The organism is Promicromonospora umidemergens (genome assembly GCF_024171995.1).
GTDB lineage: Bacteria > Actinomycetota > Actinomycetes > Actinomycetales > Cellulomonadaceae > Promicromonospora > Promicromonospora umidemergens.
Window position 1 is genome coordinate 28,495 of sequence record NZ_JAMTCT010000030.1, and the last position, 25,097, is coordinate 53,591.

Here is a 25,097-nt window from a genome sequence, read left to right on the forward strand (position 1 = left end):
CACCAGGGTTGGCAGCCAGTAGCCCGACCACAGGACGAATAGCGTTGCGGCTATCAGTCCTGCAGTCGATTCCACGACACGACGTTAGGCGAGCATCGCCACGCCCAGCCGCACCGTGCACGGCGTGTCCCGCCGTCAGGGCGCGTCCCGCAGGCGCTGCCAGCGTGTCAGCAGCCCCTCGGGGACCTCCTCGCGGGTGATCGCGAAGGTGCGGTGATCACGCCACTGGCCCTGGATGTGCAGGAAGCGCTCGCGCACCCCCTCGTCCCGCAGCCCGAGCTTCTCGACCACGCGGAGGCTCGGCTTGTTCTCGGGCCGGATGTTGATCTCGATGCGGTGCAGCCCGAGGAAGAACGCGTAGTCGGTGGCCATCGCCACGCCCGTGGGGATGACGCCCCGCCCGGCCACGCTCTGGCTGACCCAGTAGCCGATGCTCGCCGAGCACATCGAGCCCCACGTGATGGAGGAGACGGTCAGCTGCCCCACGAGCGCGCCGTCGAGCTCGACGCCGAACGGGAGCGACGTCCCGGCGCGCGCCTGCGCCGAGAGGGAGCGCACGTACTCGCCGAACGTCGAGGCGATGTACCGGTTCGCGCCGGGCGCCGTCGCCTCCCAGCGTTCCAGCCAGGCTGCGTTCTCTGCTCGCAGCCGGGACCAGTCCCCCGCGTCCCGACGCCGGAGCGGGCGCAGCACGACTGCCCCGGCCGCCGTGTCGTCGCGCAGCGTCACCGGCCATGGCTTGGCCACCGCCCACCCCTTACCGAATTTTCCCGTCGCGCCTTCCGGCGCATCTGACTTGCTCGACGGCATCATCGTTCGCCCCTTGCCACGTCCCATGACGAATCCCGGCGTTGGAGAGGGTCTACCACGCTCGGTGGTCTGAAACCCGTCGAGCAGCCGCTCGGTCATGTTCTCGCCTTCTTCGTACGCTGTTCGTAACAATCTTGTCTCGGAGTCTTGGCACAATAGCGGTCATGAGCGGCATCTCTGTTCCGACGCCACAGCCGTACCCCGTCCTACCCGGGATGGAGACTGGTGACGCCAAGGAAGAGCTCCGCCGCGCGATCCGCGCGCAGCGCGGCCACCGGTCGGCCCGGCAGCGGGCACAAGCGGCCGAGTCACTAGCGGACATCATCGAGTCAATTCCCGAGGTTCGCGACGCGGGATGCGTCGCCGCGTACGCCGCACGCAGCACCGAACCCGGCATGCTGCCACTCCTGGACCGCCTCACGGGGCGCGGTGTCCGCGTGCTGCTCCCGGTGCTCGGCGCGGGTCTGGCCCGCGACTGGGCGGACTACACCGGTCCGGACGACCTCCTGGAGCGCGCGCCCGGTCGTCCACCCGAGCCCGGTGGCCCCACCCTCGGCACCGACGCCACCAAGCTGGCCGACGTCGTCCTGGCGCCCGCCCTCGCCATCGACACCCGCGGGGTGCGGCTGGGGCAGGGCGGCGGCTGGTACGACCGCGCCCTGACCCACCTGCGGCCGGGCGCGAACGTGATCGCCGTCGTCTTCCCCGAAGAGGTGTACGACGCCGCGGAGCACCCGCTGCCGCGCGAGGAGCACGACATCCTGGTGCACGCAGCCGCGACCACCGCCGACTGGCGCTGGCTCGGGTGACCGTCGCCGGTCGAGCCTGCCGAGACCGGTCTCGGCAGGCTCGACCGGCGACGGGCGGCTCGACCGACGACCGCCTACCTCACGGCGTGAGGATCAGCTCGTTCTCCTGTGCGGCGTCGACCGCCTCGGCGCTGAACGGCCACGGGAAGGTCTCGCCGTTCACCCAGGCGTCGAGCTGGTCGTCGTAGTGCTCCGACGCCGGGTGTGCGGACGTACCGGTCACGACCACCCACGTGGAGGCGTCGAGATCCGCGAGGTCGACGACCATGCGCATCGACGGGCCGCTGGTCACCTCGAAGCTGCCGCTGGAGGCGTCCCACGCCGTGGCGTTCACGATCGAGGTTCCTCCCCCGACCTTGACCGGCGCCGGGTTCATGTACGCCGCCACCGGAGCCGGGACGCCCGGCCCGCCCAGCACCAGGTGCTCCAGCCGCAGCTGGTGGAGCTTTCCCCACTCCCAGTCGCTCGTGTCCTTGCCGAGCTCGACCGTCAGGTCCTGGCGCGCGCTGACCAGCGCCTCCGTGAGCACCTGGTCGCGGCTCTCCACGACGGACACCGTGGACTTGTCGTCCCAGAACGCGTCGTTCGGGTTGTCGAGCATGCCCTGGATCACGGCCAGCCAGCGGCTGCCGCCCTCGGGCCACATGGACTGCGGCAGCTCGTCGTTGAAGGTGGTCCGCAGAAGGTTGCGCCACACGGCGGCGAAGTACGCAGCAGCCGCAGAGCCCTCGTCCATGGAGTAGCCGTCCCAGTCGGCGAGGAGAGCCTGGCCGTCCGAGTCGTAGCCGGCGGGGAGGTTGACCGCGAGCAGCACGGGTACGAGGGTGTCGGCGAACACGCTCCACTGGTCCATCTGGATGTCCGACATGTTGCTGGCGGAGAGCTTGCTCCCTTCGGCGATCCGGTCGGTGAGCAGCGTCCGGATGCGTTCCGAGCGGTACCCGTAGTCCCAGTCCCGGGTGAGGAACGGCCCGCTGCCCCCGGGCAGCACCGCCTGGTTCGCCGCGACCACGAAGCCTTCCTTTGGGTCGACCACGCCCGGCATCTGTTCCTTGGGCACGTAGCCGGTCCAGTCGTAGCGGGCGTCCCAGCCGGGGCGCGGCCAGGCGCCGTCCGACTCGACCACGCCCGGGACGCTGGCGCGCACCGGGATCTTGCCCGGCGCCTGGTAGCCGATGTGCCCATCGGTGGTGGCGAAGACGATGTTCTGCGCCGGGACGTCGAACTTCGCGGCCGCCGCCTTCATGTCCTTCGGGTTCTTCGCCCGGTTCATCTCGAACACGGCGTCAGCGGTGCGGCCGGGCTCGAGCGCGGTCCACTGCAGCGAGATCTCGTACTGGCCCAGCTGCGTGCCGTCCTCCGTGGGCGAGTTGCGCACCGCTTCCATGGTGGCCTCGTCCATGACGGACGAGACGATCGGGCCGTGCACGGTCCGCCGGACCTCCAGCTCGACCGGGCTGCCGCCGTCGACCCGGATCACCTCGGTCTCCTTCTCCATCGGGACCCACTCGTCCGCACCACGCAGGTACGTGTCGTTGCGGACCCGCTCGATGAAGAAGTCGGTGACGTCGGCGCCCATGTTCGTCAGGCCCCAGGCGATGTCCGCGTTGTGCCCGATGATCACCCCGGGGAAACCGGAGAAGGAGAACCCGGAAACGTCGAAGGGGCACTCCGGGCCCACCTGGTTGCAGTGCAGGCCCACCTGCGCCCAGATGCCCGGCGCGGCGAGGTCCAGGTGCGGGTCGTTCGCCAGCAGCGGCTTGCCCGACTCCGTGTACTGGCCCGACACCGCCCACGAGTTCGAGCCCGTGCCCTCGCCGCGAGCGATCTGCACCGGCACCGCGTCCAGCGCCCGCTGCGCCGACTCCAGCGCCTCCGCGAGCTCAGGGCTCTCGTACACGTCCCCGGTGCCCGACGCCGTCTGGGTCGCGTCGGTCTGCTGCGTCGCCTGCGGGACGCTCGCCTCCTCCGGGTCGAGGATGGTCGCGTTACCCGTGCCCGAGTAGGCAGGGAACAGCTCCGCGACGCGCGACGCATCGCCAAGCGTGCTGTACGCCAGCGCCCGGTCGAGCTCGTCGTCGTAGTTGCCGCGCAGGTCCCATGCCATCGCCTTGAGCCAGGCGAGCGAGTCGATGGGGTCCCACGGCTCCGGCTCGTCCACCTCGACACTCACGTCGAGGACCGTGTACTCCACGGCCGTCTCGGCAGGGTTGCGGTCCGCGATGTAGGCGTTGACACCGTCCGCGTACGCCTGGAGGTACTCCCGCGTCGTGTCGTCGAGGATGTTGAACTCCTCCTCGGCGACGTGCCGCCAGCCGAACGTGCGAATGACCATGTCGGCCTGGATCGCGTCGGGGTTGTTGCCCACGAGCTCGGCCAGCCGGCCGGCGGTCACGTGGCGGCGGTAGTCCATCTCGAAGAAACGGTCCTGCGCGTGCACGTAGCCCTGCGCGCGGAACAGGTCGTCGGCGGAGTCCGCGTAGATCTGCGGCACGCCCTGGGCGTCGCGGCTGACGCGGACGTCGGAGCTGAGCCCCTCGACCTGCACCTCCCCGGAGTGCTCCGGGAGCGGACGGCGCCCGGTGAGCCAGCCGAAGGTCGTCAGTGCGACCAGGATGAGCACCAGGACGACGGCTGTGCCGACGATGAACTGACGGACACGAGTGGTACGGGTACGACGGGGCTTGGTGCGTCGCGCTCCGTCGGAGGTGGCAGTTTCGGCGGGCTCTAAGGGCTCGGCGGAAGTGGTCGCGGACACGCAGTGGAGACTACCGCCCGCCCCTGTGCTTGAGTGAACGCGCCCCGGTGAACACTCTCAGGAGATCCTGGGACTATCCCCCGGCGCGCGACCGTTACTATTGGCACTCGGAAACCCCGAGTGCCAGAGCCGGTTCCGGTGAGCGCGGGACGCCCCGCCCGGCCTGACGTCCAAGAGGAGTGCACGTGCCCACCTACGCGTACCGGTGTGCCGACTGTGGCCACGCGTTCGACATCCACCAGGAGTTCAGCGACTCGTCGCTGACCATCTGCCCCGAGTGCCAGGGCCGGCTCCGAAAGGTGTTCAGCTCAGTGGGCGTCACCTTCAAGGGCTCCGGTTTCTACCGTACGGACTCGCGCAGCACCTCGACCAACAGCACCGTGAAGTCCGGCAAGGGCGAGTCCTCGTCGGACTCGTCGTCCGGCGGTTCGTCCGGCGGTTCGTCGTCGGACAGCTCCGGCTCGTCGTCGTCGTCGTCGAGCTCGTCGGGTTCGTCGGGTTCGTCCGGCTCCTCGAGCTCCTCCGGTTCCGCGTCCAGCGGGTCGTCGAGCGGGTCCAGCACGTCCAAGGCCGCCTCGGCCTGACGCTGGTCCTCGCGCTCGCGCTGAGGTCGGCATCCTGCACCGAGGTCGGTCCAGCACTGGACCGACCTCGGTGCGGCGTACCGACCCCGGGCGATTGCCCGACCTCGTCGGCCAGAGCACCGGACCTGAAGCTCCTCGGCAGGGGCGGCGACCCGCTCGACGAGCCCCCAACGATACGAGCCCGACCACAGGCGGCTTTTCTCGGCTGTCGTGCACAAGCGGCCCGACGGCGGCGCCGCGACCCCACCCCTGCTGCGTAGCGTCGCCGGCATGGGACTCCTCGACACCATCGCCGAACCGGCCGCGCGCCACGGTTCACCGCCCGGCTCCGACTCGCGCACGCCGTGGGGCCGGGCGACCCAGCGCAGCTCGCGCACGGGCCTTGCCCGCCTGCTACCCCGCCCGGGTCGGCCCCGACCAGGGCAGGGCCGACCAGGGCAGGGCCGTCCGGGCGGGTCTCGTTCCGCGGCCCTCCGTCCGGTCCGACGGGTCGTGTGGCGCTGGCGCTTCGCCTTGGCAGCCGCCCTGTTCGGCCTGGCTGTCGCGCTGACGGTGCACGTCCTGCGGCCTCCGCCGCCCCCGACCGTCGACGTCGCGGTGACCGCCCGGCCGGTCCCGGCCGGTACGGAGCTCACCCGGGACGACGTGGTCCTGCGCGCGATCGCCGCCGACCTCGCCCCGCCCGGCGCGGTCCACACCGTGCGCGGCCTGCTGGGACGCGCGGCAGTGGTCGCGCTTCCGGCGGGCGCGCCGCTGCACGCCACGCTCGTGTCCGACGCCGGCGTCTCCGCCGCCGCACCGCGCGGCACCGTGGTCGTCCCGGTCCGCCTGTCCGACGATGCCGTCGCCGCCCTGCTGCGACCCGGCGACCGGGTCGACCTGCTGTCCGGGACGACGTCGGGCAGTGCGCAGGCCGGATCGCCCCAGCACCTCGCCCGCGGCGCGCTGGTGCTACCGGTGCCGGCCGGGCGCGAGCCCGAGGGGTCGGGCGGGCTGCTCGGTCCGGCGTCGGAGGGCGACCGGCTGGTGACGCTCGTCGCGGTCGCCCCGGAGGACGCGCCGGAGCTGTCGGCGGTCTCCGGCTGGGGCTCGGTGACGGCGGTGCTGGTTCCATAAGTCGAATGGGGCACCTGGATCGGGCATAGTGGGATAAACAGCGCCGCAATTCTGTGGAATGTCCGGTCGACGTGCGGAATCTGCGAATGAACAGCAGAATCCCTTGACCGGCGCCGATCCTGGCGACCCACGACCAACGCGAACAACCGCAGGGGACCACAATGCTTCAGGGCTTCAAGGAATTCATCACGCGCGGCAACGTGCTCGATCTCGCAGTCGCCGTCGTGATCGGCGGCGCCTTCTCGGCAGTGATCAACGGCCTCGTCGAGGGCTTCATCATGCCGCTCATCGGCTGGCTCGTCGGTGCCCCCGACTTCACGGCCATCGCGTTCAGCGTCCCCAACTGGCGCGGCGGGTCCACCGTGTTCCCGATCGGCAGCTTCATCCAGGGCCTGATCATGTTCCTGCTGATCGCGGCAGCGGTCTACTTCTTCGTGATCGTCCCGATCAACAAGCTGAAGTCCCTCCGCAAGTCACCCGAGGAGGTCGTCGAGGAGGCGGCTGCCGAGGAGGTCGTGCTGCTCACCGAGATCCGCGACCTGCTGCGCGTCCAGGCGGGCAGCAGCGCGGGCCCGCACTCCAGCTGAGGCGCAGGCGAGCATCTCGGCGTGGTCGGCAAGAGGTCAGGTGGTCGGCAGCTCGAGCTGCCGACCACCTGACCTCTTACCGACCATCTGGCGTCGTGCCGGACGCGGGTCCGTCAGCCCCAATGGGGCGGGACATCCTGCCGGAGCTGCTCGTCGTTCGAGCCGTTGCCGTTCGATCCGGGACCGCCGTCGGACCCCTCGCCCCAGCCTGCCGGGCGCTCGTCGCTGCTCACGCCCAGCACTGCCTCCCGCTCGGTCCCGCGCCGCACGGCACGCCGAGGACCACGGCGGCGCGGAGCGGCGTCACCCGTTGCCTCGTCGGCGTCACGCGCTGCTTGCTCGGCGGAGGGTGTAGAAGTGGCCGGGCGCACCGGGGCAGCTGGCTGGTTCACGGACTCGCTCACCCCACCATTGTCACCGCACGCGAACGAGATCGGTCAGTTGCACTGCCCACACAACTGACCGAACTCATCGCCAGCGCCTCAGTCGTCCAGCACCTGCGGGACCACGAGCTCCGCCGCCGGCGCCACACCGCCATCGACGCCCACCCGGTCGTCCCGCACGGACATCACCACGCGCCGCACCCGCTCCGCCTCGGCGTCCGGGTCCAGGAACGCTGCCGCCGACCACACCTGCGCCACGACCCACCCGAGCCGTTCGAGCCGCTCCGCGAGCTGGCGGTCACGCACGCGGATGGAGGGCTCGGCCACGTAGGCGACGTCGTCGGTCAGCACGGCCACGAGGAGCTCCCCCGGCAGGTCCGGGTGCCCCACCGCGAGCGGGATCCGGTCACCGCCGGGCATCCCGTAGCCGGTCTCGACCACGAGGCCCGAGCGCAACAGCCGCTCCCCCAGGTCCACGACCAGGCGGTCGATGGAACGGGCCACGTCCACGCCGTCGCCGGTCTCCACCTGGCCGGCGAGCCCTGAGCGCTCCTCCGCGAAGGACAGCACCTCCGCCAGCAGCTGCGGGCCGGGGCCGCGCAGCCGCTCGGGATCGAGGTCGGAGGCCGGGAAGCAGGACACCACGTGCAGCCGCTTGCGCGCCGCTCCGAGCGAGCCGAGCAGCATCGCGTCGCCACCGCCGTCGCCCAGCACACCGAACCGGTGCAGCACGCGGCCGTGCGGCGTCCGGCCGAAGCCGAGGGTGAGCACAATCGTGTCGCGCGCCAGCCCGGCCACGCCCGTGACGTCTGCGACGACGACCGGCTCCGGCCGCGACCCGGCGAAGAACGGCGCCAGCGCTGGGTTGGCCCGCACCTCGGCCAGCAGCCGTTCGCGGATGCGGTCGGCGTGCGTGGCGGTCACCGTGACGATGCCGAAGGTCTCCTCGGGCCGGGTCATCGCATGCTCGATCGCGAGGTCGACCACCCGCTCCACTTCCGCCGTCGTCGACTCGACGGTGCCGGAGACCGGGTCGGGCATCCCCGCACCGTCCACGAGCGAGAAGTGCACCAGTGCCTCGGTGCGCGGCACGGGCGCCGGCCGCACGATGCCCTCGTACCCGTGGGCGGCGAGCAGCCCGGTCAGCTGCGGGTCGCGGCGAGCGGGCTCTGGCTGCAGCGTGACGCGGGGCAGCAGCCGCGCCAGGTCTCGTACCGCGGTGCCCGACGCCGACCGCGGGTCGCCGACCACGACGATCTGCCGGCCACGGGCCAGCGCAGGTACGACGACCTCGACCGGCACGTGCTGCACGGCGTCGAGGATCACCAGGTCGACGCTGCGTTCAGCGGGCAGCAGGTGCGGCACCATCGTCGGCGTCGACACCCAGGTCGGCCGCAGCCGCCGCACGGTGGACCCGTGCGCGGACACGAGGTCGCGGATCGAGCTCAGGCCACCGTCGACGAGCGTGGCGTAGAGCGCCTCGGCGTCCTCCCGCTGGTCCCGCATCGCCCCGCCGAGGTGCGCACGGACCGCGGCCCGCACAGGAGCGGACAGCGAGGCGACGTGCCGCCGGTCGAGCTCGCGGAACCGTCTGGCGAGGGCGTCCAGCCCCGCCCCGTCCTGACCGGCTAGATCGGGCTCGGTGGCCAGGACCTGCTCGAACACCGAGGACCACCACGACAGCTCCAGCTCCGGCCCCACGAGGTCGGCTTCCACGCGCCGCTCGGTGAGGTCGTCGACCAGCTCACCCAGCCCCGCCTTGTGCAGTCGACGCAGCACAGCCGTCCGCTCGGGCAGCGCTGCCAGCGCCTCCTCCGTCTCCGCGAGGGACGCGAGCCGCTGGACCAGGGTGAACAGGTCGAGGTCGAGCAGCCCGCCGCCCGCGTACGACGAGCGCAGCACCGGCTCGAGCGCCTCGAGGTCGACGCGGACCGCTTCGTACGTCTCCTCCACGCCGGCCAGACCCTCCGGCAGAGTGGGCCAGCCACCGCGCGGACACTGCGCCTGCCACACCTCACGCTGTCGCTGCACCTCGACGAGAGCCGCGTGCATGTCCGGCACGCGGACACCCGGCCGCACCATCTCGCGGGCCCGCCGCATCAGCCGACGGCGCGCGAGCCAGCCCATCTCGACGCCCTGCTCGGCACGCGCCTTCCGCGACGCCGTGGCCTGCACCATGTCGGCGGCGGTGCGCTCGAAGACCATCGGCTGGAACACGTCGAGCGTGCCCCGCATACCGCCCAGCATCGCGAGCTGCTCGCCCCACTGGTGCGCCGTCGACGCCTTGACCAGGCCGGTCACCCGCGCGACGTACTCGATCTGCTCGCGCACCTCCGGCAGGGTCTGCTCCACCAGGCGCGTGACCCTGGTGAGGGCCGACCGCGCGTCGTCGTCGGTGAGGATGTGCGCGCCGAACCAGGGGCTCGACGACGACTGCAGCGTGAACGCCCCGAGCTCGGCTGACCGCTCGAGGTCGGCGGCGAGCTCGGCGCGGCGCTCCGTGCCCAGCGCGAGGACCGACTCCGAGCCGAGGCGCACCCTGGTCGCCGGAGCCGGCCGCTCGGACGTGAGCCGGGCGAGCGCCTGCAGGGCGTCGTACGCGGAGACCCGCCACGGGTCGCGCACCCGGTGCAGCGCCCCGATGTAGCCGGCGAGCTGCGCCCTGGAGCCGATCAGCGCGTCGCGCACCCGGGCCACCTCGTCGGCGTCGATGCGCTCCTGCGCGGGCGCCATCGCCTCGAGGAGGCGGCGCGACGTCGACGTCCGCCAGGTAGGCACCGGCGCGATGTCGAGCAGCAGACCGCCCAGGCCGAGGGACTCCAGCCGCGCCGCCAGCGCGTCGGCGGCCCGACGGTGCCCCGGCACGTACAGCACGGACCGGCCGCTCGCGTTCGCCTCGGCGACGACGGCGGCCAGCGTGCCCGCGACGTCGGACCCGACCGGCCCGTCGACGAACAGATGGCTGCCCGTCGCGAGCGCGTCGACGACGTGCCGCTGGTGGGGGTCCAGGTCGCCGACGCCGCGCTCGTGCGCCGGGTCGGCGTCGCCCACGCGAGGCTCGGGGACCTCCACCTTCCCCAGGCGCCGCACCGAGCTGTCCACGCCACCGAGCGCCGAGACCACCTCGTGCTGCCCCAAGGTCGGGCCGAGCTCGTCGAGGTCGTCGACCAGCACCTGTCCCGGGTGGACGAACGTACCGACCAGCACGCGCCGGTCCAGCCGGAACTCCCCCAGCACCGCCGACCCGAGGCTCGCCACGCGGTCCAGCACGTCGGTCGGGTTGAAGCCTGCGAGCGTGAACGTCGCCTTGGCCAGCGCGGCCGGGTCGAGCAGGGCACCGTGGGCGCGCAGCGTGCGCGCGACCACCGGATTGATCTCGGCCGTCGGGTCGAGCGTGATGTCGTAGTCGCCCTCGCCGTCGCTGCGCGGCGTGAGCATGACGGGCCGCAGCAGCACGGGCGCGCGCACCACGCGCGGTTCGTCCTCCCCGGCGTTCTCCGACGGCGCCTTTGGCCTGCCGGACGGCATGGCCAGCGTCACGACGGGAACGGAGCCGGTGAGGGCAGGGGCGTCGGCGGGGCTGTCGGCGGAGTCGTGCCCGGCGGCGGGGGCCACGCTCACCGGGCCGAGCGCCCGCGTGATGGCCTCCATGTCGTTCGCGTCGCCACCCGGGGCAGGTCGCTCGGTCCACGTGGCGACACCGATCGCCAGATAGGTGGGCGACACCCCGTAGCGCTGCGCGTGCTCGGCGGAGCGCGCGGCGACGGCCCGTGCCCGACGGCGGGCGGTCGGCAGCGCCCCGGCTTCGCGCACCAGGTTGGACAACCGGGTGGGTCGGCCGGCGAAGAGCTGGGCGACACCTGAGGGATGGGCGGCCGACAGGTCTATGACGGCCTCGCCCAGCAATCCGACGTCCGCGAGGGAGGATCCTCCGGCGAGCTGGACCAGCCCGGCGCGCCAGCGTGCGGCCGACTCGGCCATAGGGCCCCTCGCGGCCCCTGGAGCCTCCTCCGCTGCCAGCTCGGTGGCCGGGTTCACGGTCTGGTCCTGCAGCGCCGCCGAGATCTCCTCGGACAGGTCGGCCGAGATCTCAGGAGCGGCTGCGGTCTGGTGGCGTGCAGCGTTCACACCCAGCACGCTAACCGCGTCGCGTCCGCAAGGGCCGGACGCCACGCCGCGCGACACGCCGGGCCCGCAGAACTCCCGGGCGTGTCCGACCCACCGGTCAGATGGCCTGGGCTTCTGGCACGTCCGGCGGGCTGACGGCGGGCCGGCCGGCGAACCTTTGTCGGGGAATGCAAGAGCCCCTCCGGCAGGGGGTCCGAAGGGGCTCTTGCAGACGGGCCGGAGCCCGACGGGGTATGACGGTGCGCACCGCGCAGGGGGCGGGCGATGCGCACCGTCTTGTGAGAGTCTGCACCTGTTCCCGGCGGACGTCAACACCGACTCGGACGAGCGTCCAACTCTCTTTCGAGCGAGGGTGAAAACGTTATCCAACTACCTGCTTCACCCGCCCGTGCGACACGCTCTTCCGCAGCATTCCGCCGTTCCCGCACAGCGGGCTCAGCGCCCCGGCAAACAGGGTCGAGCTGCCCTCCGCACCCCTCGGAACGACGTCCGGCGTCGCGTAGATCACCCTGTCGGGGTGGTTGCCGACCGGAACAAAAAAGCCTGGACGGCACACCTAGGCTCGAAGGTTTGTGAGCAAACTCGTCGAGGCACTCCTCCCCAGCAGGCTTGGCCGATCGTTCCGCTGGCTCGTCGGCTCGTCCTGGACCAGCAACATCGGCGACGGCATAGCGCTCGCCGCCGGCCCCCTGCTGGTCGCCTCACAGACCGACAGTGCGTTCCTCGTCGCGCTCGCCGCGATGCTCCAGCGAGTGCCCTGGCTGCTGTTCGGCCTGTGGGCGGGCGCACTCGCCGACCGCCTGGACCGCCGCCTCGTCGTCATCATCGCCAATGCGGTCCGGGCCCTGGTCATCGCCGTCCTGTGCGTCTTCGTCGGGGCCGGGACGGTGAGCATCGCCATGGTGCTCACGGCGATGTTCCTCTATGGGATCGCCGAGGTCTTCGCCGACACGACGCAGCAGACCCTCCTGCCGGCGCTCGTGCGACCGGTGGACCTCGGCACCGCCAACCAGCGCATGCAGGCCGGGTTCCTTGCGGCCAACCAGCTCGTGGGCCCGCCGCTCGGCGCGTTCCTGTTCGCCGCGGGAATGGTCTGGCCGTTCGTGGTGCAGGTCGTGTGCGTGGCGCTGGCGGTCGTGCTGGTCGCCCGGATCACGGCTCCCGCAGGCACCTCGTTCACCAGCACGCGCGACTCCGAGAGCCACGTCCGCAAGGACATCGCCGAGGGCCTGCGCTGGGTGTGGCACCACGCGCCGGTGCGCACCCTGTGCATCGTCATCCTCGTCTTCAACATCACGTGGGCCGCACCGTGGGGCGTGCTGGTCAAGTACTCGCTGGACCACCTGCACATGAGCGAGGTCGGTTACGGCCTGCTCACCACGGCGACCGGGCTCGGCGGCGTCGTGGGTGTCCTCTCGTACGGCTGGCTGGAGCGGCACGTGAACCTCGCGACGCTGATCCGCGTCTGCCTGACGCTGGAGGTGCTCACGCACGGAGCGTTCGCCCTGACCACCACGGGCTGGGTGGCGATCGCCCTGATGTTCGAGTTCGGCGTCTACGTGTTCGTCTGGGGCACGCTGTCCACCACGATCCGGCAGCGCGCCGTGCCAAAGGAGTTCCAGGGCCGCGTGGCGTCGATCAACATGATCTGCGTGTTCGGCGGCCTGGTCCTCGGGCAGGGCATCGGCGGCGTCCTCGCGGAGTACTGGGGCCTCGTTGCCCCGTGGTGGTTCGCCTTCGCGGGCGCAGGCGTCACCCTCCTGCTCGTCTGGAAGTCCCTGAGCCACGTCGCCCACGCCGGTTCGGCCAGGTAAAGGCGGCTCGGCGACGGCGGGAGTGCGCTCGGCGCCGAGTTCGGTCGCACCGTCGGACCGAGCTCAGCGACTTCGGTCGGATGTCATGAGATCGGTCCGTTAATGGACCGATCTCAGACCAACCGACCGAACTCATGGCAACCGACCGATCTCATGGAACCCGACCGAGCCCGTCCGCGCCTCAGCGGGGCTTGACGACCGGGATGGAGCCGGTCTCCGTGAACTCACGCATCCGCTTGCCAACTGTCGAGCTGCTGACGCCGACCTCCTCCGCGATCTCCCGGTAGGTCCGGCCCTTGGTGCGCAGGTCGATCATGCGTTCGGCGTCCTGCGTGCCGAGCTGCGTGTTTCGTCGCGGCGTGCGCCGCGGAGGGATCGCCTCCCGGACGTTGGCCGTAGCGCGGTCGGCTGCCTCGGCGGGCTCCGCCGGGACCGGGTCGGGCTGCGGGGCGCGCTCGCTCACTCCGTGCCTTGGCATGTCGAGGGCGGCGCTGCGGCGTGCGGGGCGGAGCTCCGCGCCCCCGTCGAACCGGCCCTCGTCGAACCGGTCCTCGTCGAACCGGCCCCTGTCGAGCCTGTCCTCGTCGAACCGGCCCCTGTCGAGCCTGTCCTCGTCGAGCCTGTCCCCGTCAAACGCCTCCCCGTCGAACACGCCGCCACCGAGCCCGTCCGAAGCCGCCCCCGCCGTCTCGCCGAACTCCGCCGCGATCGCCTCGGCGGCCCGGCGCTCGCACCCGGGCACCCCTACCTCGGCACGGAACCCTGCACCAGCCAGCTCGCTCGACACCCGGCCGTCCATGGGTTCGGCGTCGACGAGGATGCCGGTCAGCCGCTGCCGGTCGGCGAGGTGCAGGCGGGCGACGTCGGCCGTGCCGTCGCCGACGGCGGCGAGCGCCTCGCACCAGGCGGCGACCTGGGCGCGCATCTCCCTGGGCGGGACGGTGCGCAGCGCCACTGAGCGCGCCCGACGGCGGCCGGCCTCGGCCCGTGCGAGCCGGCGGCGGGCGGCCCGTGACCCGTCGCTCAGGCTCTGCGCCCGGAACAGGTCCTCCGTGGAGAGGAAGAGGGCGTGCATGCGCGCCGACTGCCGCATCGCGGACCAGGACGTGCCGGTGGCGAGGTGCCGGTCGCCGATCAGTGCGAGGTGCCACATGAGGGCGGCCAGCAGCGGCACGATGAACCGGAACACGACAGCACCCACCGGGTGGCCGATGTACGCCTCGTGCCACGCGGCGAAGACGCCGGAGGCCGAGGAGAGAGCCCACGTCAGGGCGAGCAGGGTGCCGCCTGGCCGGTTGTCACGGGCCGCCTCGCGGGCGAGGAGGGCTACGGTGACGAGGGACAGCTCGAAGACGCCCGCGGTCGCGTAGGCGGTGCCCTGGTTCATGGCGAGGACGTCGATGCCGAACTGGACCATCGCCAGGTACGCGGACCCGGTCGAGATGAGGGCGACGGAGATCGCGCCGGTGAGGACCAGTCTGCGGGAACGGCGCGTCGGGACGGTCGATACGGGGAACGTCCGGTCGGCGGGGGCCACGGTGATCTCTCCTTGGTCGGGGGGTGCCGGGTGATGGTATCGAACAACCGTTCGGCTTCCCAGGGGTTCGCGCACCCACGAAGATATCGGACAAGTGTCACAAGCCGGTTACCGTCAGTTGCTCGGCCGCGTCCGACAGCCGACCGGGCACCATGGACACGCACGGCACCCTGCGCGGGCGGCGCAGGCTCACGGAGGGGACACCATGACAGAGCTGCACAGCGGGCCGACGACGGGACCGGGGCCACGCCGCTCCCGTGCCGCGCTCACCTGGGCCTGGGTGGGTGGCGTCGTCGCCGTCGCGCTCCTCGGGACCGCCCTCTGGGCCGGCTTGCGGCCCGTCGACGATGCCGGCGCGGCGGCGGTGGTGGTCACGTCGGCCGGCCCGTCGCCGTCGGCCAGCCCTACCCCGCCGAAGCCGAAACCAAAGCCGAGCCCCGCGGCCTACTCCCTGCCGTCCCTTCCCGCGCCGGACATCGACGGGATCCTGCCCCGCGGGCTGCCGCGTGCCGAGGTGAGCACCCTGGCCAACCTGCCTGGTTCGGTGGCGGAGCCGACGGACGCGCGGATCCCGGTCTGGACGGAACCCGACGTGACCAGGGCGCCGGTCCTCGCTCTCGAGTCCCTCTACTACGACGCCGAGGCCCGCTGGCTCGTCCTGGAGCGCCGGCCGGGGTGGGTCAAGGTGCTCATCCCGTACGGACGTGGCGCCCTGCCGTCGGACGATCCCGAGAAAGTCAACGGATCAGCGGGGTGGCTCCGTGGGAGCGACGTGGACCTGGAGCGGGAGGAGCGGTCCGTGGTGGTCGACCTGTCGGACCGCACCGTGACGGTCGAGCACGCCGACGGCACCAGCGACCAGCGCGCCGCCGCCATCGGCGCGCCAGCCACGCCGACGCCGCAGGGGCTCACCCAGGTCTTCACGGTGACGGAGGCGGTGAACACCGGCCTGTCCGTGTTCCTGTCGATGCAGAGCGAGTCCCTGGACGGGTTCTTCGGCAACGACTACGCCGCCACCGCGCTCCACGTGGGCGTCGGCCAGGGCCAGGCGGTGAGCAACGGCTGCGTCCGGCTCACGGGCGCGGACTTCGAGCTGCTCACCGACCTGGACCCGGGCGTCCCGGTGCTGGTCAAGGCTTGACGGCGGGTCCGGCCGGGCACTCCTCCTCCGCCGCCTTGCGGAAGCACCCCACGAAGTGGCCGGGCGCGTGCTCGACCAGACCCAAGCCGTTCGGCACTCCGCCGACGGCCTCGGCCTCGTCGCCCAGCGACCGGCCCTGCGCCGTGATGTCCTCGTGGTACAGGCACCGCCCCGCGAGGCGACGGGTGCGCTCCGCCTCCTGGGCCTCGACCTCCTCCCACGTCCGGTCCAGGTGGGGCACCGAGGCCAGCAGGTCGCGCGTGTAGGGGTGCAGCGGGTCGTCGAAGACGGCGCTGGTGTCGCCCCGTTCCACCACGCGCCCCTTGTAGAGGATGACCACCCGGTCGGACACGTAGTTGCCGAGCGAGAGGTCGTGCGTGACGAACAGGATGCCCAGGCCACGCCCCTTGAGCTCGCCCAGCAGGTTGAGCACGTCGATCCGGGTGGAGGCGTCGAGCATGGAGATGATCTCGTCGGCGACCAGCAGCTCGATGTCGAGCAGCAGGGCACGCGCGATGAGCAGGCGCTGGAGCTGCCCGCCCGAGAGCTGGTGCGGGTACTTGCCGAGGATGTCGCCCGGTTCGAGGGTCACCGCGGCGAGGGCGTCGTCCAGCTTCTCCCGCCAGCTCGCGGAGGAGACCCGCGGGAAGTAGGAGCGCCGCAGGGTCTCGAAGGTCCGGTCCACCTTGTAGATGGGGTTGAACGAGCTGAACGGGTCCTGGAACACGCCCTGGACCTTGCGGTAGTAGTCGCGGCGGGCGCGGAACCCCAGCTTGGTGACGTCGCGCCCGTCGAACGTGATGGTGCCACCCGTCGAGCTGAGCAGGTGGAGCACCATCTTGCCGATGGTCGACTTGCCGCTGCCGGACTCGCCGATCAGCGACACGACCTCGCCGCGCTGCACGTCGAGGCTGACCTGCCGCACGGCGTGCAGGTCGGAGGTGCCGAAGGTGCCGGTCCGGTAGACCTTGTCGAGCCCGCTGAGCGTCAGCATCAGCTCACCGCCCAGCACGCGACATGATGCCCCTCGGCCACTTCCCGGAAGGGTGGCGCCTCGGCGCACCTGTCGTGCACCAGGGGGCAGCGGTCGCGGAACCGGCAGCCGGCGGGCGGTTCCAGGAGCGACGGCGGCCGCCCCTCGATCCCTTCGAGCTGCTGCTCCTCGTACCGGTCGCCGACCTTGGGCAGAGCCCCGATGAGCATCTTGGTGTAGGGGTGCAGCGGAGCGTTGATGATCGTCTTGGCCGGCGCCTTCTCGGCGAGGTGCCCCGCGTACATGACGAGGATGGTGTCGGCGACCTGGAACAGCACGGAGATGTCGTGCGTGATGACGATCATCGACTTCACGAAGCCGTGGTCGCGGAACTCGACGAGCGCCCGGGCGACGGCCTTCTGGGACGACACGTCGAGCGCGGAGGTCACCTCGTCGCCGATCAGCAGCGACGGGTTCAGGAGCGTGGACAGCACGAGCACCACGCGCTGCTTCATGCCGCCGGAGAGCTCGATCGGGTAGCGCTTCAGCACGTCGGTCTCCAGCCCGACGAGCCCCAGCCGCCGCTCGAGCTCCGGCAGCACCTCGGCGTACCGGACGTTGTGCGCCGCGAGCAGGTCGCGGATCATCCGGCCGATCTTCCGGGTCGGGTTCATCGCCGACATCGCGTACTGCGGGATGAGCGACACCTCGCGGTAGCGGTAGCGGCGCATGGCGGCGTCGTCGGCCAGCGGCAGCTCGTCGTCGTCCAGGACGACGGTGCCGCCCACGTGCTTCATGCGGGTGTCGAGGCGGATCAGGGCCTTGCCGAGCGTCGTCTTGCCGCAGCCGGACTCGCCGGCGATGCCCATGATCTCGCCGTCCGCCACCTCGAAGGTGACGCCGTCGAGGGCTTTGACGTCGCCGCGCAGCGTGCGGTACCAGACCTTGAGGTCGTTCACAGCCAGGGCCATGTCACATCTCCCGCAGCTTGGGGTTGAAGACCTCGTCGAGGCCGACGTTCATGATGTAGAGCGAGCCAACGATGAGCGTGATCCCCAGCCCCGGCGGGATGAACCACCACCACAGCCCCAGATGGAGCGCGCTCCACTGCACCGCCTGGTTCATCATCAGGCCGAGCGACATCGCGTTGGTGGGGCCGAGCCCGATGAAGTCGAGCGACGCCGCCGTGAGGATGGACCCGCCGAACAGCAGCACGAACGTCATGAAGAGGTAGGAGTACATGTTGGGCGCGACCTCCCGCCGGAGGATCGTGCCCACCCCCACGCCGGACAGCCGCGCCAGGTCGATGAAGTCGCGCGAGCGCAGCGACAGCGTCTGCGAGCGGACTGCTCTGGCCACCCAGGGCCAGCTGAAGATGCCGATGTACAGCGCCTGCATCGGGACGCTCCGCACGCCCAGGTAGGCGTTGATGATGATGAGCACCACGAAGCCGGGGATCACGAGCACCACGTTGGTGAGCATGTTCAGCAGCTCGTCGATCAGGCCGCCGCGGTAGCCCGCGACGAACCCGATGGTCATGCCGATCACGGCGGCCACGCCGCCGCCGAGCAGGCCCACGAGGAACGTGGACCGCAGGCCGGCGACGAACTGCGCGAACACGTCCTGCCCGAACGTCGTGGTCCCGAACGGGAAGTCCGCCGACGGCGGCGCCATGGGCGGCCCCGCGTAGTCCATCGGCGCGTACTTCAGGAACGCTGGACCGATCAGCCCGAGCAGCAGGAACCCGAGCACCACCACCATGCCGATGATGACCTTGGGGTTGCGCAGCGCGAAGTACAGCGTCTCGCGTGCGTCCCCGCCCGGCTTGCGGCCGCCCGTCATCCCGATGCCCGACGTCGCCCCGGCCACACCGGGCTGTTCGCTCGCCTCGGTCCCGGGCCCGGCGGTCGGTTGTGTCGCCGTCATGAGGTCGCCCCCGTCAGTCCGGTCCGCGTGCGGGGGTCGACCAACACGTAGACGATGTCGATCACGAAGTTGGCGACCAGCACGCCGATCACCACGAACAGCAGGGTGCCCTGCAGCAGGAAGAAGTCCTGGTTCTGGATGGCCGAGAGCACGAGCTTGCCCAGCCCCGGGTACGCGAACACGATCTCGGTCACCAGGGCGCCGCCCAGGATGGTGCCCAGCTGCAGCGCCAGGCCCGTGATCTGCGGCAGCATCGCGTTACGGAACGCGTACTGCCGGATGAGCCGCTTCGGCGCGCCGAGGGCGGCGAGGTAGTTCGAGTAGTCCGACTCGAGCTCGTAGATGATCAGGTTCCGCATGCCGATCGCCCAGCCGCCGAGCGCGACCAGGAAGAGCGACAGGAACGGCAGCACCCAGTGCTGCAGCAGGTCGAGCGCGAACGACCAGGTCCACTGCGGCACCAGGCCGAAGTCGTAGCCGCCCGCCACGGGGAACCAGCCGAGCGCCACGCCGAAGCCCCACGCGAGCAGGATCGCCAGCCACATGTACGGCATGGCCGTGATCAGGTAGCCGACGGGCAGGGCCACGTTGTCGAGCCAGCGGCTGCGCGCCGCCATCGCGCCCACGCTGTTCCCGACCACGAAGCTCAGCAGGATGGCGGGGATCATGATGCCGAGCGTGTACGGGACGGCGGCGAGCACGACCTCGCTCACCGGCGCCGGGAACAGCCACACGCTGGTGCCCAGGTCCCCGCGGAACAGTGCGGCCCAGTAGTTCAGGTACTGCTGCCAGATCGGTAGGTCCAGACCGAACGTGCGCTCGTAGTACTCGGTCATCGACGCGATCGTCTCGGGGTGCTGGACGGCGGCGCGCGCCACCATCCGCTGGACCGGATCCCCCGGCATGAGCCGGGGGATCAGCCAGTTCAGCGTGACCGCTACGACGAACGTCAGGCCGTAGACCAGCGTCTTGCGTGCGAGATAGCCACCCATACGTCAGGAGGCCGGCTCGAGGGCGAGCAGCGTGTTCAGGCCGCCCAGCTGCACGTAGTTGTTCCACATCACCGGGAAGTACGCGTCCTCGCGCCCCTCCTTGGGCCAGTTGGTCCACTGCGACTCGTTGTACTGGGCCCACGCGCCGTTGTACCAGAGCGGGATCATCGGCAGCTCGGTCATGAACTGCTCCTGGACCTGGGACAGCGTCTCGGAGAACTCCGGCGTGCCGCTCTCGGTGCGCGAGAGGTCCTCCACCAGGTTCCAGGCCTCCTCGTTCTCGTAGCGGCCGAAGTTGCCCGCCAGCATCTGCTCCTGGATGGGCTGGTAGAACGCGTAGTTGTAGTAGGTCCACGGGGTGTTGCTGATGCCGGCGTTGCCGTTGATCAGCAGGTCGAAGTCGCCGGTGGCCCTGGCGTCGTCCACGGCGCCCGCGTCGGGGAAGTCGGCGGTGACCTTGATGCCTGCCGCCGAGGCGTCCTCGGCGATCACGCGCGCCGCCTCCATCCAGTCGGTCCAGCCCGCCGGGACGATCAGCTTGAGGTCGATCGGCTCGCCGTCCGGCGTCTCGACGAACCCGTCACCGTCGGTGTCCTCGTAGCCGGCGTCGGCCAGGATCGACTTGGCCTCGTCCGCGTCGAAGGTGAAGCCGTGCTCCGCGGCGACGTCCTCGTCGTAGTACTCCTCGAACGCCGGCACCAGACCCGAGGGGTGGGCCTTCGACACGAGGCCGCCGTAGGCGTTGCTGACGATCTTGTCGACGTCGATCGACCGGGCCAGCGCCCGCCGGAAGTCGACGTCGTCCATCGGTGCCCGCGTCTGGTTCGGGACGAGGTTCGCGGACGCCGCCGCCAGCATGTACGGCTCACCGTCGTAGTAGGTGCTGACCTGGCCGGAGTCGACGAGCGTGTTGACGCCGGGCAGGAAGTTGTTGCTCAGGTCGAGGCTGCCGGACAGCATCAGGCCGAGCGCCACCTCGTTGGAGGTGTTCACGACGTCGACGATGTACTTCATCGGCATCTCGAGGCCGAGCTCGCTCTTGGCCCACCAGTCGTCGTTACGCTCCCAGACCATGCGGTCCTGCCCGACGGCGGAGAACTTGAACGCCCCGGAGCCGATCGGGTCCTCGTTCGGGTTGGACAGCAGCTCCTCATCGGACCACTCGCCCATGATGTGCTCCGGCAGCACCATGTTGCTGTAGAGCCAGTTGTCCCACTCCTGGTAGCGGGGGTCGGAGAAGGTGAACTCGACGGTCGTGGCGTCGGTGGCCTCGACCTTGTCCAGCCAGGTCCACAGGTTGCTCCACGGCACGGCGTCGACCTTGCCGAGCTCTGTGGTGAAGACGACGTCCTCTGCGTCGAGCGTCTCGCCGTCCTGCCAGGTGAGGCCCTCACGGAGCGTGAGCTCGTAGGTGTCGTCACCGGTCCACTCGCCGCCCTCGGCGAGCCACGGCGTCAGCTCGAGGGTGATCGGGTCGAACTGGAACAGCGACTCGTAGAGCAGGCCGCGCGCACCTGTGGCGTGCCCGGCACCGGAGATCGGGTTCCACGACGACGGCGGGCCCCACTGGGTACCGCTCGTGAACAGCGTCTCCTCGCGGGGGTACTCCCCGATGAGCTCGGTCGCCGCGTCCATTCCTTCGGCGGACGCGTACGGGTTGGCGGCGGGCGTGGGTGCGCTCCCACCACCGCCGGAGCAGCCGGCCAGCAGCAAGCCCGCCACAGCGGCCGTCGCCAGGGCCACCGTGCCCCGGGACCTGGTCTGTCGAAGGAACATCGTTGATCCTCTCGTCCACCCGCACGGCCGTCGTGCGGACCCGGTGCAGCGTCGCGCCGAGTTGCTGAGCATCGTTCTGCCCTATTGCCGGACACGTCAAGGTTTGGGAGGGATGTTGCCAAAACGTGACGTGCTCCTGGCCCAGCACTTCGCGCACCGAGGCACGGGGACGTTAGGCTGTGTGCGCCGGTCCCGGGTATTGCCTGGGGGCGGACGCGTCGCTCCCCGCCAGGAGAGGCGTGAGCGCCTGTAGCTCAGTGGATAGAGCACCGCTCTCCTAAAGCGGGTGTCGGCAGTTCGAGTCTGCCCAGGCGCACCCTGAGAAACGTGTCAGACCCTCAGGTCACCCGGGTGACCTGAGGGTCTGACACGTTATGGAGCGACCTGACGTCAGAGGATCGCGCGGAGGAACTCCTTGGTCCGCTCGTGCGTCGGCGACGTGAAGATCGTGTCGGGGGCGGCCTCCTCGATGATCTTTCCGCCGTCGAACATCAGCACCCGGTTGGAGACCTCCCGGGCGAACTGCATCTCGTGCGTGACGATCAGCATCGTGATGTCCGTGGTCTCCGCGATGTTGCGCAGCACGCCGAGCACGTCCGCGACGAGCTCGGGGTCCAGCGACGACGTCACCTCGTCCAGCAGCAGGATCTCCGGCTCCATGGCCAGCGACCGTGCGATCGCCACGCGCTGCTGCTGTCCACCGGACAGCTGCGTGGTCCGGGCGTCACGCTTGTCGGCCAGCCCGACCTTGTCGAGGAGCGCCTCGGCACTGGCGATCGCCTCGGCCTTGGGCTTCCCGAGCACGTGGATCGGGGCCTCGATGATGTTCTCCAGCACTGTCATGTTGGGGAACAGGTTGAACTGCTGGAACACCATCCCGACCCGGCGCCGCACCAGGCTGCGCCGCTTCTCCGGGATGGCCACGCGCTTGTCGCCACGCATCTCGTGCGTGTACGGGTCGCCGTCGACGTAGATGAGGCCGTCGTTCGCCTCCTCCAGCGTCATGAGCAGGCGCAGGATGGTCGTCTTGCCGGAGCCGGACGGACCGATCAGGGTGACCCGGTCGCCCTTGGCGACCGAGAAGTCCAGTCCGTCGAGAACGACGTTGTCGCCGAAGCGCTTGCCGACTCCCTGGAACTGGATGGCAGGGGTGGTGTCATTCTCAGGCAAGGCGGTTCTCCAATCGGCGGACGAGCAGCGAGGTCGGGTAGCTCACCAGCAGGAAGAGCAGGCCGGCCATCGTGATCGCCTCCATGTAGCGGAAGGTCTCGGCGCCGTACTGCTGCGCGGCCGTGTACATCTCGACCACGGCGATGGCGAACAGGAACGGCGTCTCCTTGAACATGGAGATCGCGTAGTTTCCCAGGCCCGGCAGCGTGTTGCGGATCGCCTGCGGCAGCACGACGGCGCCCCAGGTGCGTGAGCGCGGCAGGTCGAGAGCGATGGCCGCCTCCCACTGCCCCTTCGGCACCGCGTCGATACCGGCGCGGTACACCTCGGACATGTACGTCGCGTAGTGCACGCCGAGCACGACGCAGCCGATGGCCAGCGACGGGAACTGCGTGAACAACAGGTTCGCGAAGACGAGCTGCACCAACAGCGGCGTCGACCGGATGAACTCGACCAGGAAGCCGATCGGGAAGGTGACGACGCGCAGCCTCGACCGGCGCACGATGGCGACGAGCAGCCCGAGGACGGAGGCGATGACCATGCCGACCACCGTCGCGAGGATGGTGATCTGCAGACCTTCGAGCAGCTCGGGGAGCACAGCCGCTGCGTGCTCCCAGTTCCATGCTTGGGTGTCGTTCATGCTCGGTCACCTCCCTTCGTCTCCGCCGAGGCAGGAGCTGCGGCACCGACGTCAGCCTTGGTCTGCACGGGCGCCAGGCGCAGGACCTCGCGCAGCGACGGTCCCACGCCCAGCCGGCTCTTTGCCCGCACCTCGAGGGCGTTCATGACCAGCGTGAGCAGGTAGGCGAACACGAAGTAGCAGAGCAGGCCGACCGTGTACGAGAAGATCGTGTCCGACGTCCGGTCACGCAGCTCGTTGGTGAAGAAGTTGAGGTCGTGCAGGGAGATGTAGGCCGCCAGGGCGGACCCTTTGACCAGCTGGATCAGCAGGTTGGTGAACATCGGGATCATCAGCGGCCACGCCTGGGGCAGGATCACCCGGCGCATGCGGTGCACGGGGCCGAGGTCGAGCGCGATGGCCGCCTCCCACTGCCCCTTGGCGACCGAGTTGATCGAGCCGCGCACCACCTCGGCGGCGTAGGCCCCGTAGTTGAGCCCCAGCGCGATGATGCCGCACGCCAGCGGGTCCAGCTCGACGTAGAACGGCGGGAGCGGCAGCACGTAGTACAGCCAGAAGATCTGCACCACGAGAGATGTGCCGCGGAAGAACTCCACGACCACCCGGGACGGCACGCGCGCCCACTTCGTGTGGGCGCGCGAGCCGAAGCCCAGGGTGAACGCGACGAGCAGTGCGAGCACCGCACCGCCGAGGGTCAGCCCGAGCGTGACGAGTATTCCTTCGCCGAGCTGCGGGAGCAGATCGACGAGATGTTGAAGGTTGTCCGACACGTGCCCGGTCAGCCGTCCAGGCCGAGCTCCGGAGCCAGCTCCTTGGCCACCTCGTCGAGGTTACCCTCGCAGAGCTGCTCGGTGGTCAGGCCCTCGACGGGGTACTCAGCCTCCGTGAAGCCGAACGGCTCCACGATCTCCAGCCAGCGCTCCTTGTCGGCGGTGATCTTCGCGAGCTCCTCGTTGTAGGCGTCGCGCAGCTCCTCCTCGCCCTTCGGGAAGACCTCTGCACCCGCGCCGATCTGCGGCACGCCGTCGATCTCGGCCACGAACGAGTCCGTGACCTCGACGGCCTCGTCGGTCTTCGCCTCAAGAGTCCTCAGCGAGATACCCGTCAGGGCCATCGCGTCGGCACGGCCCGAGGTGACGGCGTCCAGCCCGTCCTGAGCGTCGCCGACCTCGATCTTCTCGATCTCGAGGTCGTCGGCGTAGCCGGACTCGATAGCACCGCTGAGGACGGCGAGCTTGACGCCGGCGTCCTTCGCGGACTGCATGTCCGTCAGGTTGTCCGGGTTGCCGTCCGGCACCATGAACGCCGTGGTGTACATGATCTCCGGCTCGGAGAACAGGGCCTGCTCGCAGCGCTCGGGCAGGATGGACATCCCCGCGCTGACGGTGTCGTACCGGCCGGCGGTCAGGCCAGGGATGAGCGAGTTCCACTCGGTCTGGGTGCCCTCGACGTTGTCGATGCCGAGCGCGCCGAAGATCTCCCGGTCCAGGGCGATGGTGGCGCCGGTGAGGTCGCCGCCGTCCTCGTAGCTGTACGGCTCCTCGCCGTTGAACGCGACGGTGACGGTGCCGTCTTCCTGAAGCTGCTCGAGCGTGCTGGCGCCGTCGCCACCACCCTCGTTCGGAGCCGTCGACGAGCACGCGGCCAGCGCGACCAGGGTGAGTGCTGACCCTGCCGCGAATACGGCTCGGCGGAGCGGTCGGACGCTTGATGTAGACATGGTTCCCTTCACGCCACCCGGCGGTCTTGGCAAAGCCTGGGTGGGCTGGAGTTCACGGACGATTCGCAACGGTAGCGCGGTGCTGACGTTCAGACAATCTAGCGTTCGACATTATGATTGTCTACAATTTACAAGTTCACCCGACCGGCGCCGCCCTGGACACCGCCGTCGTCACACAGCTGTCTGCGCACCGGGGATGATGACGTCATCGACGTGCGCTCACGGAAGGAGCA

20 protein-coding genes, 1 tRNA gene and 1 pseudogene are annotated in these 25,097 nt (G+C 70.4%); 7 read left to right on the forward strand and 15 right to left on the reverse strand.

The window, feature by feature from the left end; all coding sequences use genetic code 11:
- Positions 1-135: 135 nt before the first annotated feature.
- Complete coding sequence (locus APR04_RS27620; protein ID WP_372496180.1) at positions 136-747, reverse strand: GNAT family N-acetyltransferase; 612 nt, start codon at positions 745-747, stop codon at positions 136-138.
- A gap of 227 nt (positions 748-974) precedes the next feature.
- On the opposite strand from APR04_RS27620, the gene APR04_RS27625 reads away from it, so the two are divergent.
- Entirely contained in the window at positions 975-1,619 is a 645-nt protein-coding gene (locus APR04_RS27625; RefSeq protein ID WP_253877204.1) for a 5-formyltetrahydrofolate cyclo-ligase, read from the forward strand.
- A gap of 79 nt (positions 1,620-1,698) precedes the next feature.
- On the opposite strand, the gene APR04_RS27630 is transcribed toward APR04_RS27625, so the two are convergent.
- Positions 1,699-4,377, reverse strand: a complete 2,679-nt coding sequence (locus tag APR04_RS27630; RefSeq protein WP_372496181.1) for a penicillin acylase family protein — start codon at positions 4,375-4,377, stop codon at positions 1,699-1,701.
- A 185-nt stretch (positions 4,378-4,562) separates the two neighbouring features.
- Here APR04_RS27630 and APR04_RS31200 point away from each other — a divergent pair.
- Positions 4,563-4,703: pseudogene (locus tag APR04_RS31200) on the forward strand (FmdB family zinc ribbon protein); the annotation flags it as partial.
- A gap of 14 nt (positions 4,704-4,717) precedes the next feature.
- Here the strand turns inward: APR04_RS31200 and APR04_RS31205 are convergent.
- Positions 4,718-4,945 carry a hypothetical protein gene (locus tag APR04_RS31205; RefSeq protein WP_308292400.1) on the reverse strand — a complete coding sequence of 76 codons (228 nt, stop codon included), beginning with the start codon at positions 4,943-4,945 and terminating at the stop codon, positions 4,718-4,720.
- Positions 4,946-5,231: 286 nt separating this feature from the next.
- Here APR04_RS31205 and cpaB point away from each other — a divergent pair, with 286 nt between their 5' ends.
- Both cpaB and mscL read left to right on the forward strand, forming a co-directional pair.
- On the forward strand, positions 5,232-6,077 hold the full coding sequence (gene cpaB, locus APR04_RS27640) for a Flp pilus assembly protein CpaB (RefSeq protein WP_253877208.1): 846 nt from the start codon (positions 5,232-5,234) through the stop codon (positions 6,075-6,077).
- Between the two features lie 161 nt (positions 6,078-6,238).
- On the forward strand, positions 6,239-6,664 hold the full coding sequence (mscL, locus tag APR04_RS27645) for a large conductance mechanosensitive channel protein MscL (RefSeq protein WP_253877210.1): 426 nt from the start codon (positions 6,239-6,241) through the stop codon (positions 6,662-6,664).
- A gap of 113 nt (positions 6,665-6,777) precedes the next feature.
- Here the strand turns inward: mscL and APR04_RS27650 are convergent, their stop codons facing one another.
- Positions 6,778-7,068, reverse strand: a complete 291-nt coding sequence (locus APR04_RS27650; RefSeq protein WP_253877212.1) for a hypothetical protein — start codon at positions 7,066-7,068, stop codon at positions 6,778-6,780.
- Between the two features lie 78 nt (positions 7,069-7,146).
- On the reverse strand, positions 7,147-11,175 hold the full coding sequence (locus tag APR04_RS27655; protein ID WP_253877214.1) for a PDDEXK-like endonuclease domain-containing protein: 4,029 nt from the start codon (positions 11,173-11,175) through the stop codon (positions 7,147-7,149).
- Between the two features lie 572 nt (positions 11,176-11,747).
- On the opposite strand from APR04_RS27655, the gene APR04_RS27660 reads away from it, so the two are divergent.
- The gene (locus APR04_RS27660) at positions 11,748-12,989 is read left to right on the forward strand and encodes an MFS transporter (RefSeq protein WP_253877216.1); all 1,242 of its coding nucleotides are present in this window, start codon (positions 11,748-11,750) and stop codon (positions 12,987-12,989) included.
- 181 nt (positions 12,990-13,170) lie between these two features.
- On the opposite strand, the gene APR04_RS27665 is transcribed toward APR04_RS27660, so the two are convergent.
- The gene (locus tag APR04_RS27665) at positions 13,171-14,526 is read right to left on the reverse strand and encodes a winged helix-turn-helix transcriptional regulator (RefSeq protein ID WP_253877218.1); all 1,356 of its coding nucleotides are present in this window, start codon (positions 14,524-14,526) and stop codon (positions 13,171-13,173) included.
- Between the two features lie 205 nt (positions 14,527-14,731).
- Between APR04_RS27665 and APR04_RS27670 the strand changes: the two genes are divergently transcribed.
- The gene (locus tag APR04_RS27670; protein ID WP_253877220.1) at positions 14,732-15,667 is read left to right on the forward strand and encodes a L,D-transpeptidase; all 936 of its coding nucleotides are present in this window, start codon (positions 14,732-14,734) and stop codon (positions 15,665-15,667) included.
- Here the strand turns inward: APR04_RS27670 and APR04_RS27675 are convergent.
- From APR04_RS27675 to APR04_RS27695, 5 genes are read right to left on the reverse strand one after another with little or no spacing between them, the layout of a single operon-like run.
- Positions 15,657-16,661, reverse strand: a complete 1,005-nt coding sequence (locus APR04_RS27675) for an ABC transporter ATP-binding protein (protein ID WP_253877221.1) — start codon at positions 16,659-16,661, stop codon at positions 15,657-15,659. The genes APR04_RS27670 and APR04_RS27675 overlap by 11 nt on opposite strands.
- Positions 16,661-17,611 carry an ABC transporter ATP-binding protein gene (locus tag APR04_RS27680; protein ID WP_253877223.1) on the reverse strand — a complete coding sequence of 317 codons (951 nt, stop codon included), beginning with the start codon at positions 17,609-17,611 and terminating at the stop codon, positions 16,661-16,663. The genes APR04_RS27675 and APR04_RS27680 overlap by 1 nt, the downstream gene beginning before the upstream one ends.
- A 1-nt stretch (position 17,612) precedes the next feature.
- Entirely contained in the window at positions 17,613-18,566 is a 954-nt protein-coding gene (locus APR04_RS27685; protein WP_253877225.1) for an ABC transporter permease, read from the reverse strand.
- Positions 18,563-19,558 carry an ABC transporter permease gene (locus tag APR04_RS27690; RefSeq protein WP_253877227.1) on the reverse strand — a complete coding sequence of 332 codons (996 nt, stop codon included), beginning with the start codon at positions 19,556-19,558 and terminating at the stop codon, positions 18,563-18,565. Before APR04_RS27690 ends, APR04_RS27685 begins: the two co-directional genes overlap by 4 nt.
- A 3-nt stretch (positions 19,559-19,561) precedes the next feature.
- Entirely contained in the window at positions 19,562-21,334 is a 1,773-nt protein-coding gene (locus APR04_RS27695; RefSeq protein WP_253877229.1) for an ABC transporter substrate-binding protein, read from the reverse strand.
- Positions 21,335-21,577: 243 nt separating this feature from the next.
- Here APR04_RS27695 and APR04_RS27700 point away from each other — a divergent pair.
- Positions 21,578-21,650 (forward strand) — tRNA-Arg (locus APR04_RS27700).
- A gap of 74 nt (positions 21,651-21,724) precedes the next feature.
- Here the strand turns inward: APR04_RS27700 and APR04_RS27705 are convergent.
- From APR04_RS27705 to ehuB, 4 genes are read right to left on the reverse strand one after another with little or no spacing between them, the layout of a single operon-like run.
- A complete protein-coding gene (locus APR04_RS27705) occupies positions 21,725-22,504 on the reverse strand; it encodes an amino acid ABC transporter ATP-binding protein (protein WP_253877231.1) in 780 nt (259 codons plus the stop codon).
- Positions 22,497-23,144 (reverse strand): ectoine/hydroxyectoine ABC transporter permease subunit EhuD, encoded by a 648-nt coding sequence (ehuD, locus tag APR04_RS27710; protein ID WP_253877240.1) that lies wholly within the window; start codon positions 23,142-23,144, stop codon positions 22,497-22,499. The genes APR04_RS27705 and ehuD overlap by 8 nt, the downstream gene beginning before the upstream one ends.
- A complete protein-coding gene (gene ehuC / locus APR04_RS27715) occupies positions 23,141-23,914 on the reverse strand; it encodes an ectoine/hydroxyectoine ABC transporter permease subunit EhuC (RefSeq protein ID WP_253877246.1) in 774 nt (257 codons plus the stop codon). Before ehuC ends, ehuD begins: the two co-directional genes overlap by 4 nt.
- A gap of 8 nt (positions 23,915-23,922) precedes the next feature.
- Positions 23,923-24,864 carry an ectoine/hydroxyectoine ABC transporter substrate-binding protein EhuB gene (ehuB, locus tag APR04_RS27720; protein ID WP_253877248.1) on the reverse strand — a complete coding sequence of 314 codons (942 nt, stop codon included), beginning with the start codon at positions 24,862-24,864 and terminating at the stop codon, positions 23,923-23,925.
- Positions 24,865-25,097 lie beyond the last annotated feature (233 nt).